Origin of the sequence: Rhizobium sp. P40RR-XXII (genome assembly GCF_012641405.1) — a bacterium.
GTDB lineage: Bacteria > Pseudomonadota > Alphaproteobacteria > Rhizobiales > Rhizobiaceae > Rhizobium.
Genome location: NZ_JABAII010000011.1, coordinates 161,085 through 171,750, shown reverse-complemented (window position 1 = coordinate 171,750; position 10,666 = coordinate 161,085). Strand labels below are relative to the sequence as shown.

Sequence of the window (10,666 nt, the reverse complement as noted above, 5' to 3'; positions counted from 1 at the left end):
GCTACGCTTGGCGTATCGCGGTAGGGACGCCCATTACTGGGCGCCCCCCCCCGCATAGATCCACGCGGGCGGGTTTCCCGCACGTGGCTCTTACCTTGGGTGTTTGACGGCGAAGCGTACATTTGGCCATGGATGAAGGATGCAAGGCTTGGGTAGGTAGTTGTTGGCTAACTGCACGATCCGTTCCCACGTGACGTCGGCCCTCTGACTGCGCCGCGGTAGGCATCGCCGCCAGAGACCAATCACCCGATACCGAAGCGCGGTGAGCGCCCGGATGTTCGTTGGAACCGCGAAGTAGGCGAAATGCCCGCCGACGATCTGCCTCAGCCATTTTCCCTGGTGGGAGATCGGCCAGTGCATCCGCCGCCGCAGGTCCGCCTTGATGTCCTTGAGCTTCGCCCGCATGCGGTCGCCTCGGGTCTTCCGCATAAGCTGGAAGTGCCCTTTGCGTGTTTTCCCGCAGATGAACGTGAACCCCAGGAAGGCGAAGGTCTCCGGTTTGCCGAGCCCGCGTTGCTTGCGGTTGACTGCAGCGAAGCGGCCAAACTCAATCAGGCGGGTCTTGTCCGGATGGAGCGACAGCATGAACTCCTCAAGCGTAAGCGCGAGTTTCTCCGCACCTTCTTTAGTTGAGTGAGCTTTGGCATGAGGTGTCCGCCTAAAAGAGGTGGACACCTAGTTATGAATGAAGGTCAAAAATTCGCCGTGCGGCTGGTTGGTCGGAATGGGAGACGCCGTTTCGATCAAAGTTCGAAAGACCGCCTTGTCGCGGCCTGCCTTGAACCTGGCGCGTCGGTATCGAAACTCGCGCGCGATCACGGGGTCAACGCAAACCTCGTTTGGAAATGGATACGGAAACACACCCAGGCCCGTCCATTATCGCCGTCTTCGACATCGTCCTTTATTCCGGTTCAAATCACCGCCGCGAGCAGCAAGTTCGACATCGAGATGCCTGCCACGGATCGCGAAGAGCGATTACCGACGGCGGAGAGGAGCGGCCCGCTGTCCTCTCCAGCGAAGGTGAGCGCATCACTGCCGAATGGTGTGAGATTGTCGCTGGAGTGCAGCGACATCAGCGCGTTGACGGCGATAATCGGAGCTCTGGGCCATGTTTAAGCTTGGCGCTGATCTTCAAGTCTATCTGCATCGCGAACCAATCGACTTCCGGGCCGGCATCAACAGCCTTGCGGTTCTGGTCCAGGAGACGATGGCGCTCGATCCATTTGCGCCTGCGGTATTTGCCTTCTGCAATCGCCGTCACGACCGGGTGAAGCTGCTGTTCTTCGATCGCTCCGGCTTCGTGCTTGTCCTGAAGCGGTTGACAGAGGACAAGTTCAGATGGCCACGCCGTGAGGTGCCGGTGGTCATGCTGACGACAGAACAACTGCATTGGATACTCGACGGTATCGATATCGATGCGATGATCCGCCATCCGGTGCGGCAATATCAGATCGCCGGCTGAGAATGGCGAATTGCGATTGACGCGCAGGGGCGGTTCAGATTCAAGAATCTGATGACTCGGACCGGCGAACCAAGCGTTGCAGAGCTGATGGCGCAGTTGGCGGCAAATGCTGCCGAAATCGCTGCGCTTAAAGCCGAGAAGGACGCGCTCTCGCGACGGGTCGTCAAGCTGGAAGAGGAGCTGGCACTGGCAAGGCTGCATCGCTTTGCCCCTCGCAGCGAAAAGCACATCGATCGCCTCTTCAACGAAGCCGAACAGGCTGCAGACGAAGATGACGGTGATGACGTTGTCGATCTCCCGGACACAGGCCTGCCGCCGGTTGAGAGCGCCGTGGGAAAGAAGCGCGGCCGCCGGCCTCTGCCGGAAGACCTCCCGCGCGAGCGTGTCGAATATGACATTCCCGACGTTCAGAAGGCTTGTCCCTGCTGCAACGGCCAAATGCATCGTATGGGCGAGGCCGTTACCGAGCAGCTCCATATCGAGGTCAAGGCAAAGGTCCTGCAGAATGTGCGGTTCAAGTACGCTTGCCGTCATTGCGACCGCACCGGGATCAACACGCCGGTCGTGATCGCTCCAATGCCGCCGCAACCCCTGCCAGGCAGCATCGCCACTGCCTCGACGCTAGCCTTCGCGCTGGTTCATAAATACGTCGACGGCACCCCGCTCTACCGCGTGGCTCAGACATTCGAGCGGGCCGGCGTTCCGATCAGCCGTGGCGCTCTCGCTCACTGGGTCATCGGCTCAAGCCAGAAGCATCTGCACCGCATCTATGACGCGCTGAAGCTGCGGCTCCGATCGCAACCCATCATCCATGGAGATGAGACAACCGTTCAGGTGCTGAAGGAAAAGGACAAGGAAGCCACCAGCACGTCGTATATGTGGGCCTATCGCAGCGACGAGGACAGTGAAGAGCCGATCGTACTGCTCGATTATCAGCCCGGCCGCGGCCAGATACACCCGCAGACCTTCCTCGGTGACTATCGCGGCATACTGATGAGCGATGGTTACACAGCCTGGCGCACATTGGATAACGCAACCCATGTCGGGTGCATGGCCCATTCCCGGCGGCGCTTCGTCGAGGCCCTCAAAACCAGGAAGAATGGAGGCGGACCGCCGGAGCAGGCACTCCGGTTCTTCGAGCAGCTCTACCGGATCGAAAAGCAGGCGCGAGACAAAAAGCCCGACGCCGGTGAAACGCAGGCCGACTGCATTCGCCGTTTCCGGCAACAGCACAGCTTGCCTGTCCTGAACGCCCTAAAGACGTGGCTCGACAATATCGCGCCAAAGGTCGTGCCGGATACCAAGCTCGGCGATGCCGTGTCCTACACTCTGAACCAATGGGATTACCTGACACGCTATACCAGCGACGGCAGGATGCCGATCGATAACAACATTTTGGAACGCGAGATCAGAGTTTTTGCGACCGGAAGAAAATCGTGGCTGTTCAGCGATACCGCCGACGGGGCCAAGGCCAGCGCCGTGATCTACAGTTTGATGCTGACTTGCCGCGCCTGTGGCGTCGACCCACTCACCTGGCTGCGCCACGTGCTCAACGCGTTGCCGCAGCGCGACGAGATTGCCGATATCGGCGACCTGTTACCGTTCAACTTCTCCGGCACCTCCGCGGCCTAATAGAGCTGCATACCGCTCCCGATACGAGGGCGATTTAGCCGTGACGAAGCCGCCAATGCGCATGGAAAATAGCGCTTACTTCTAAAGTTATAAGCCGAAGCATTAACTTATTGATCTTTTAAGAGTTTAGCAACATCCTGAGAAAAAATCCCCTCGTCCGTAGGCGGAATTTTAGCGATCATCGCTTCCACATCGAAAGACCGTCCCAAGGTATCCAATACCATACCGCAGGAATTATGACCGCATGTTGGTGCTTGGCCCTGGTCGAGCAGCATGCGGTTGCCATTCCGGTCAATTGCATCTGCCCTGAGCGGATTGTTAGGCGCTCCTACGCCTCCCGCTACAAACTCCCCTGTTTGCGGATTCAGTTCAAGATTATTGACGGCGGAACGCACGCTGCTATCAGCAGCGTCACTGACCCGGAAGCGGATGGCAACTGCCTCGCCACCAGCGGTAACCAGGCTCGCTGCAACGAGACCGAGATCGATCGCGGCCTGGATCTTTTGCGCTTCTTCGTCGGAATAGTTCTGCTTCTTAAAGGCCGAGACCAGAAGTGAATCGGCTTCCTTGCCCGTTATTAGCGTCTCCGTATAGCCATGCAAATGGTTGGCGCTATTCATTGCGGTGGCGATCGCGGCAATGCAGGCTGAGGTGCCAACATTGCATAGAGAGGCAACGCCTACGGTTCCCGCGATTTCTAGGATTGCAGCCGTTCCTGCATTGGTTCGGGCGATCTGTGCAAGAGCGCCGTCGATCGCGGCGGGTATCGAGCCGCCCTTGTCGACTGCGTCGGCTATATATCTGGCTAGGATCACATCGAGATAAACGGCCCCTTTACCTGGTTGGGTTCGCGGTTTTATCCGAAGAATCGTCATCAGGCAGAGGGCCGTATGCTCCCTTTAGACCCTTGTGGGCCTTGATGTTGGCTAGGATGACTTATAACCCGCGAAACAGTCATACTTCTCCAGGTCCAATTTAAACCCATATCGTTGAAAAAGCTTTTCGTTAGCTTCTGCGTTAATTTGATACTCTCCATATAGGAACGGATCCTCATCAGGTACGTTTAACGTTTCCCGAAGAAATTGAAGATCACTGTGTTCGAGCTGTAACATGTTCATGAGTTTAGCGCCCTCTCTTTGGAACATGTTAATGACGAAATAAATTCCCATCGCGCACCTCACGTTTTTGTACTTCGACCAGGTTTCGGGGGCTTTGTTTGCTTTCCAGTTTTAGGATCGTATTCACCTAAATGTTTCTTCCCAGTTTTATCATATTTCTCTAACGCTCCATGCGTATGCGCCGTCCACGACCCATTGATTTATCAGTTGCAGCAGCTTGATAGTCTTGCGGGAGGGCCGGATGTGAGCTCACCCGATAGTATCTGACGAGCTCATTGTGAGGCCTTGATGCGTGCGGCATAGGCCCAGGGCATGAGGGCATCGATGTCTTTTGCCAGGTGGCCGTTTGCGAGGCGGGTGAAGAGGTCGCACAGATAGGCGTAAGGCTCAACGCCGTTCATTTTACAAGTGCCGATCAGGCTGGCAAACCGGGCCCAATTGCGGCCCCCTTCATCGTGGCCCGCAAAGAGCGCATTGCGGCGATTCATGGCGGGTCGGCGGATCGCGTTTTCCACCAGGTTGGAGTCGATATCGACGTGGCCGTCGTCCAGGAACAGCCGGAAGCCGTCCTGCCGCGTTAGCATATAGGCCAGGGCTTTTCCGAGATCGGACTTGCGTGAGACGCGCTTGGCTTGCGCTGCCAGCCAGGTGAAGAACTCGTCCACCAGCGGGAGGGATAGGTCCTGTCGAACTGCCCGGCGATGTTCGGGATCTGAGCCCCGGATACTGGCTTCGATCTTGTAGAGCGCGGCGATCCGCACCAGCGCCGCGTCGACGATGGGCGATCCACTCTTTGGCGTGGCCTTGATCAGCTTTCTGCGCCCGTGCGCCCAACAGAAAGCCAGCTTCAAGGGGTCGCCACCCATCCGGTCCGACGAGGCCAGATGAGAATAGCCTCCGTATGCATCGACCTGGATCGTGCCGTTGAACCCGTCGAGGATTTCAGCGGCATATTCGCCTTTACGCCCAGGTCGATAATGGAACACCACGCCCGGCGGTGCAGAACCGTTCCAGCCGCGGTCGTCACGCAACACGGCCCAGAGATAACCGGTCTTCGTCTTGCCTCGCCCCGGATCAAGAACCGGAGCTGTTGTCTCGTCGACATAGAGCCGCGTGCTTTCAAACAGCAGCCGTTCAGCCATGTGGTCTACCACCGGTGCGATTTCGCTGCCCGTGCGCCCCATCCAATCGGAAAGGACCGTGCGGTCTATCGGCACCCCATGTCGCGCCATGACTTCGGCCTGCCGGTTGAGCGGCATGTGTTCGGAATGCTTGGAGACGGCAATCTGAGCCAGAAGGGCTTCCGTCGGCCAGCTCCCTTCCAAGAGATGCGCCGGCGCTCTGGCCTGGACGACGCCCGTTCGACCCTTGGGGCATGCGTATTTCGGGCGGATCGTGACGATCACCTCGTAGCGCGCCGGAACCCGGTCGAGCCGTTCCGTCCGATCCTCGCCGATCCGGACCATGTTGCCGCAACCGCAGGGACAAACGATGCTCTCGGGCTCGATCACCTTCTCGACCCGCGGCAGGTGTTCGGGCAGCGCACGGGCCTTACGCTCCTTGCGAGGAACGACCTTTTCCGGATCGGATGCGCTGGCTTCGATCTTTTTCTCGACGGCGGCGATCCGCGCCTGTGTTTCGGCAATCGCCGTTTCAAGGTCTTCCAGCGCCAGTTCCATCTGCGCCGGATCGAGCTTTTCCGATTTCGGCCCGAACTTCGTGCGCCGATAGTCGTGAACCTGCCCCTCAAGCTTCTCGATCAGTTCCTTCAACTCGGCGATGAACGCGTCCTTTTCGGCCACCACAGCCTGCTCATGCTGACGTGCAGCACGCTCGACCGACAGTTCGAACTGCATCGCCGCAAAGGCTTTGACCACCTCGGGTGGAAGGTCCGGGAACTGGCTAGGATCGATCGGCTGCGACATGCAGCTTCATAGCAAATCGAAGCAGAAAAACCCAATAAAACAATACAAAAACAGGACGGCTGAGTCATCCTGCCGCAGTCGGCGCTGTTACCCGTTGCGCCATAACCCGTCGCCAATCCAGCCCTTCGAACAAGGCTTCGTATTGAGCCCTGGAAAGACGCATCGTTCCATCCTGAACCTTGGGCCAGGCAAAGTTTCCATGTTCAAGAATCTTGTAGGTTAGCACCATTCCGGTGCCATCCCACACCAGGATCTTCAGGCGATCCCCGCGCTTCGACCGGAAGATCACCGTCACCCCCGAATGCGGATCAAGCTTCAACTCGGTCTGCACCATCAGAGCCAGCGCCTGATGCCCACAGCGGAAGTCCACCGGCCGCGTTGCAATCAGGATAGGCAGGCGTTGGCCCGCGACGATCATACCGTCCCTCGCATGGCTCGCACCAGAGCCGCCACACGTTCAACCGGCACATCGCCGGGAACCCGCATCACAAGGTCTGAGCCGATTTCCAACGTAATGATCCCCGACGGGGCTGCCGCCGGCTCCTGGATTGGCAAAGCATCGCCAGCCTCCTGCGGCTCCCTCTTGATCGCGAGTGGCACAAAAGCTGGCCCGAGTAAGCGGCTATCATCGGGCCGGCATCAGTTCCGCAGGCAGCGCCAGAAGACCCTGACGCGCCTGCCGTCGCCAATCGGAAAGCTGGTTTGCGATAACGCCGTGACGACGCGCGACATCCACCACGCGCACACCAGGCTCAAGGCTCTCCGCTACAATGCGAGACTTCACATCATCCGGCCAACGCCGGTTACCGCGGCGCGGCTCCACAACTTCGTAGCGGCCAATAAATCCATCTTCCATCATTCAGCTTCCAGATACGACTGGAAGACTTCTCGCATGCGCAGCTATGCTCAAAAAGCAGCAGACCCAATGGGACAGAGACGGCGCTTACGGATGTTCTGCAGGTCCGGCAGGCTAGGCAGCGAAGTATTGGTGTTCTCGGTATCGCGACGGATCGTGCCGATGTCCTGCATCTGATGCGCCGGATCGGTAATCGTGATGCCGATATTCTCGCCGATGGCGGAATACGCTTTGCCTGTATCGTTTTGGCCAGCCTTGACGGGCGGAGCGATCGTGAGCCCGCCAGTGCCGATCCCACCCCCATAGGTTTCGGCCTTCCAGGTCGAATGCGTGTCGATATCGGCTACCGTTAAGGTTTCCAGCCTGAGTATTAATGTGCGCGCTCTTTATGGCACACCAATCGATCGAATTTTAAAATCCTGTAAGGAATGAGAAGTACTTCGCTGTGAAAGTATATAAAAAATAATCGAAGAGATAATTAACCGAACCTACTCAATATTTCTCAGTATTTTCAAAAGCTCATTAGGAGTGAAACTGAAGTTATTTTTCCAATCCTTGTCACTCATGTGAAGATATCCAAGTATATTGTTAAGACAGCCGATAACAGCCATATCAACATCCTGGCTCTCTGAATCTACAGCAGGCCACTCCTTTGAAACTGCGCTGAATCGCTCTCGTGAAATTCCAAATAGCGTTTCAAATTCCCACCCGGGAAATACGCGTTCATCTTCCGAAAAGATCAAGCAATCCTTGATAATTTCAAGATCGTTCTTGGATAGGTTATTTAATTTCATCGCGCACCCACTATTTCAGCCCGCTTATGTAGTCTGCGCGTTGTCTTCTGTGGGAATCGATATTCGCTGATGTGACCCAAGTCAGGCCCACTCCTCAAAGCCATCATCTCCTATCCGCACCACTCCAGCAGCGCGCTCTGCGCGAAAAACCCTAAGCTTTCTTCAGCAATTTTTGCCTCCTCTGCCATTTGATTGAAAACTTCGATCTGCGCCGGCAGAGATGAGTTAGCCGACGCACGCCCGAACACCATTTCGCGGCGATCAACAGGTAAAACATTCTCCAAAAGCGAAATTTGCTCAATCACCGAACTTTCAAAGTAACACTCCGTTCTTGGAAAGCTTTATCCTACCATGCCCTGCCGCGCCATTGTCCGCCAGGTGGAAAGGTGGTTCGGCTTCAAACCGTGTCGCTCCGCGACCTCATTCACCATCGCGCCTGGCCGCAGGCTTTCCGAAACGATCTGTGATTTGATGTCGTCTGGCCAATGCCGATGAACCTCACGCCCAGTCTTCCTGGTCGTGAGAAGCTCCAATGTACTCTCCATGGCGAAACTCCCGTTGCTCGGCCATGGAAAGCCGATCACAGATTAGTCCAGACAGGGCAACGTGGGAGCGGAACACCGGTTACGCTGCGGCTTGCGGCAAGCGGAACCAGCTCGCGTGAGATTGCCGTCGTGTTAGGAATTGCGCGTAGCACAGTGCAGGATAATCTGCAGCGCGCAGCGGCGGTCAAAAGGCGGTCAGTCAGGCGTTGGCACGGTTCTCGTGCACTGGAGCAGATCATTATTGAACAGTTCAGATCAAATCCCATTACATTGCACAACGACCGTTTGAACCAAGTGACAGACCGATCTTGTGCAGCCGTGAGTCGAGATCTGCTCCAGCGAAAGGCAATTTACTGGCAGAAATCAGCTCAGCGCAGGCCTCGCGCAACAGCGCAAATTTTTGATCGCCAATTTCGCGGTCGGCCATTGTCTCAAGCAAGAGAGCCAGATTAGCGTGAAGGGAGGAGTCCTCCGGCACATTCTTGATCGCCGTCTTGTAGTTCTCAACAGCATCATTCAACCTGCCCAACTGCAGCAACAAATCAGATAGTTCGACGTAAGGTCTCGGCGACATTGGTGCGAGAAGGATGACCTCGCGCAATTCCTTGATCGCTTCGTCCACATTACCATGGTCGCGCAGGGCAATTGCGAGATCTTCGTGATAACTAGAGAAGGTTGGCTGTAGCCTCACGGTTTCTCGAAACGCAGCGATAGCATCTTCAAGCTTACCCTGCTGCAAATAAGCTTTGGCAAGCGTGTCATGGTTGTCAGCACTGTCGGGGCTGCGAGCAATGTCGGCTTTGATACGAACGATATCCTCAGCGTTTGCGGCATCTGCCTCGGCAATGCGCCCTGTCGCGCGCAATGCCTTCTGTAATCCGTCTTTGGCCGACGTATCGGCGGGATCCTGCGCAACCGCGAGCCGATATTCATCAATAGCTTCGCTGGATCTGCCCTGAGCCTGGTAGATATCGGCCACGCTTCGGTGATAGGCATGATGCTTCGGATGCAGCCTCGTCGCGGCCTCGTATTGAACTAGCGCCTCATTCCATTTTTTCTCACCCTCATAGAGACTGGCGAGGAAAAAGTGCGGCTCATAGGCGTTCGGAAACGCTGATATCGCGTCAAAGTAAGCTCGTGCAGCGTCCTCATATTTTCTGGCGGATTTGAGTTTAACACCCAGCCGAATTCGGGCATCCAGATCTCCAGGAGCGAGGCGAATTGCTTCGCGGTAATGTGCGATGGCCTCAGCGTCCGCGCTGGGTGATCCCCTCGAGTTATCGGCGATGCCGAGATGGGCGATGACGTTGTTGCCATCAAGGCGAAGTGCTTCGCGATATTCTGCCAGCGTTTCCTTTGTGGCATCGGAAACGCTCAGCGACAAATGGCGGGCCAGTGTGAGATGTGCCGCCACATTCTCCGGATCAACGCGAACCCATTCACGATAGGCGATATCCTCATAATCGATATGACCTGGGAGCCCAAGGCGAGCGTTCCGGAGCGCTGGATTTTGCACGATCGCGTGCGTCGGATCGGTATCGATGGCGGTCTTCAATTCGGAGACGGCGTCCTCCGTCTTGCCTAGGGTCGCCAGTATTAACCAAAGATACCAATGGGCCTGCGAGGCCTTCGGATCGAGTTGGACCGCTTGATTCATCTCGGCCTCGGCCTTTTTGAAATCGACCTGAAGCATGTAAACGGACCCTAGCCAAATATGCGGCTGGGCCGATTTAGGCATCAGCAACATCGCTTGTTGAGCCTGGGCGATGGCGTCTTCATATTTTTTCTGAATGAGCAGGACGGAGAATATCTTTTCCCGCAGAGCGACCGATGACGGATCTTCCCGCAGCGCAGCCCGGTAAGTGGCGAGCGCGTCGTCCCATTTGTGTTGATGCGCCTGCTGATCGCCTAAGGTGAGGAGCTGCGTGTTCTTGTTCGAGGGTGCAAGGGGCAATGGCTCCGCACCTCGCTTGGCCTCACCTCCAGTCGTCTCGCTGAATTGCACTTCCATGAAAAGCGAAGCGGCCGCGATATTCAAATTGGCAGAGGGAGCTGCAATGGACGCCGAAGCGACGCCAACGAAAAACAATGACAACGAGATTTTCTGGAGAGGGTGCATAATTGTAGCCATGACGAAACGCTTAACGTCCTGAAAGTGCTGACAGGCCTGGGATCACACTACACCAAACCTCGAATGGCTTTGGATCGTGTGAGTGCCGCGACGTCCTTGTTTCGGGTGAGGGTACGCGTTCTTCAAGCTCGTCATAAGGTCCCAGAATAAGTGATGGCGGGATCAACGCGTGATATCGAGGCGCTCGATGTCGGCGGCGGCGA

12 protein-coding genes and 2 pseudogenes are annotated in these 10,666 nt (G+C 56.5%); 3 read left to right on the top strand and 11 right to left on the bottom strand.

All coding sequences use genetic code 11. The features are described 5' to 3' along the window. Nucleotides 1-90 precede the first annotated feature (90 nt). Nucleotides 91-585, bottom strand: a complete 495-nt coding sequence (locus HGP16_RS21255; protein WP_246703624.1) for a maturase — start codon at nt 583-585, stop codon at nt 91-93. A 96-nt stretch (nt 586-681) separates the two neighbouring features. Between HGP16_RS21255 and tnpA (HGP16_RS21250) the strand changes: the two genes are divergently transcribed. From tnpA (HGP16_RS21250) to tnpC (HGP16_RS21240), 3 genes are read left to right on the top strand one after another with little or no spacing between them, the layout of a single operon-like run. Next, complete coding sequence (gene tnpA / locus HGP16_RS21250; protein ID WP_205926810.1) at nt 682-1,116, top strand: IS66-like element accessory protein TnpA; 435 nt, start codon at nt 682-684, stop codon at nt 1,114-1,116. Beyond that, nucleotides 1,109-1,462: an IS66 family insertion sequence element accessory protein TnpB gene (gene tnpB, locus HGP16_RS21245; protein WP_168841982.1), complete on the top strand. Its 354-nt coding sequence runs from the start codon at nt 1,109-1,111 to the stop codon at nt 1,460-1,462. Before tnpA (HGP16_RS21250) ends, tnpB (HGP16_RS21245) begins: the two co-directional genes overlap by 8 nt. A 51-nt stretch (nt 1,463-1,513) precedes the next feature. Then, nucleotides 1,514-3,094 (top strand): IS66 family transposase, encoded by a 1,581-nt coding sequence (gene tnpC, locus HGP16_RS21240; protein WP_168841981.1) that lies wholly within the window; start codon nt 1,514-1,516, stop codon nt 3,092-3,094. Nucleotides 3,095-3,201: 107 nt separating this feature from the next. Here the strand turns inward: tnpC (HGP16_RS21240) and HGP16_RS21235 are convergent, their stop codons facing one another. The 10 genes and pseudogenes from HGP16_RS21235 to HGP16_RS21195 all read right to left on the bottom strand — a co-directional run bounded on the left by HGP16_RS21235 (nt 3,202) and on the right by HGP16_RS21195 (nt 10,427). Next, a complete protein-coding gene (locus tag HGP16_RS21235) occupies nt 3,202-3,969 on the bottom strand; it encodes a hypothetical protein (RefSeq protein WP_168841980.1) in 768 nt (255 codons plus the stop codon). Between the two features lie 302 nt (nt 3,970-4,271). Continuing rightward, nucleotides 4,272-4,412: a colicin E3/pyocin S6 family cytotoxin gene (locus tag HGP16_RS34730; RefSeq protein WP_168842025.1), complete on the bottom strand. Its 141-nt coding sequence runs from the start codon at nt 4,410-4,412 to the stop codon at nt 4,272-4,274. A 72-nt stretch (nt 4,413-4,484) separates the two neighbouring features. After that, nucleotides 4,485-6,137, bottom strand: a complete 1,653-nt coding sequence (gene tnpC / locus HGP16_RS21225; RefSeq protein WP_168841979.1) for an IS66 family transposase — start codon at nt 6,135-6,137, stop codon at nt 4,485-4,487. A gap of 64 nt (nt 6,138-6,201) precedes the next feature. Next, nucleotides 6,202-6,555, bottom strand: a complete 354-nt coding sequence (gene tnpB / locus HGP16_RS21220; RefSeq protein WP_168841978.1) for an IS66 family insertion sequence element accessory protein TnpB — start codon at nt 6,553-6,555, stop codon at nt 6,202-6,204. Further along, nucleotides 6,552-6,996: pseudogene (tnpA, locus tag HGP16_RS34725) on the bottom strand (IS66-like element accessory protein TnpA). Before tnpA (HGP16_RS34725) ends, tnpB (HGP16_RS21220) begins: the two are co-directional and overlap by 4 nt. An 89-nt stretch (nt 6,997-7,085) precedes the next feature. Next, nucleotides 7,086-7,349: pseudogene (locus tag HGP16_RS34720) on the bottom strand (hypothetical protein); the annotation flags it as partial. Between the two features lie 132 nt (nt 7,350-7,481). Further along, nucleotides 7,482-7,787 carry a hypothetical protein gene (locus HGP16_RS21210; protein WP_168841977.1) on the bottom strand — a complete coding sequence of 102 codons (306 nt, stop codon included), beginning with the start codon at nt 7,785-7,787 and terminating at the stop codon, nt 7,482-7,484. Nucleotides 7,788-7,897: 110 nt separating this feature from the next. Continuing rightward, complete coding sequence (locus HGP16_RS21205; RefSeq protein WP_168841976.1) at nt 7,898-8,092, bottom strand: hypothetical protein; 195 nt, start codon at nt 8,090-8,092, stop codon at nt 7,898-7,900. A 36-nt stretch (nt 8,093-8,128) separates the two neighbouring features. Next, a complete protein-coding gene (locus HGP16_RS21200) occupies nt 8,129-8,332 on the bottom strand; it encodes a transposase (protein ID WP_168841975.1) in 204 nt (67 codons plus the stop codon). A gap of 265 nt (nt 8,333-8,597) precedes the next feature. Then, nucleotides 8,598-10,427, bottom strand: coding sequence for a tetratricopeptide repeat protein (locus HGP16_RS21195; RefSeq protein WP_168879641.1), 1,830 nt, complete (start codon nt 10,425-10,427; stop codon nt 8,598-8,600). Nucleotides 10,428-10,666 lie beyond the last annotated feature (239 nt).

Excerpts from the sequence above, each read along its gene's own strand:
- HGP16_RS21255 (WP_246703624.1), bottom strand. The coding sequence starts at position 585 with ATGCTGTCGCTCCATCCGGACAAGACCCGCCTGATTGAGTTTGGCCGC.
- tnpA (WP_205926810.1), top strand. The coding sequence starts at position 682 with ATGAATGAAGGTCAAAAATTCGCCGTGCGGCTGGTTGGTCGGAATGGG.
- tnpB (WP_168841982.1), top strand. The coding sequence starts at position 1,109 with ATGTTTAAGCTTGGCGCTGATCTTCAAGTCTATCTGCATCGCGAACCA.
- tnpC (WP_168841981.1), top strand. The coding sequence starts at position 1,514 with ATGACTCGGACCGGCGAACCAAGCGTTGCAGAGCTGATGGCGCAGTTG.
- HGP16_RS21235 (WP_168841980.1), bottom strand. The coding sequence starts at position 3,969 with ATGACGATTCTTCGGATAAAACCGCGAACCCAACCAGGTAAAGGGGCC.
- tnpC (WP_168841979.1), bottom strand. The coding sequence starts at position 6,137 with ATGTCGCAGCCGATCGATCCTAGCCAGTTCCCGGACCTTCCACCCGAG.
- tnpB (WP_168841978.1), bottom strand. The coding sequence starts at position 6,555 with ATGATCGTCGCGGGCCAACGCCTGCCTATCCTGATTGCAACGCGGCCG.
- HGP16_RS21210 (WP_168841977.1), bottom strand. The coding sequence starts at position 7,787 with ATGAAATTAAATAACCTATCCAAGAACGATCTTGAAATTATCAAGGAT.
- HGP16_RS21200 (WP_168841975.1), bottom strand. The coding sequence starts at position 8,332 with ATGGAGAGTACATTGGAGCTTCTCACGACCAGGAAGACTGGGCGTGAG.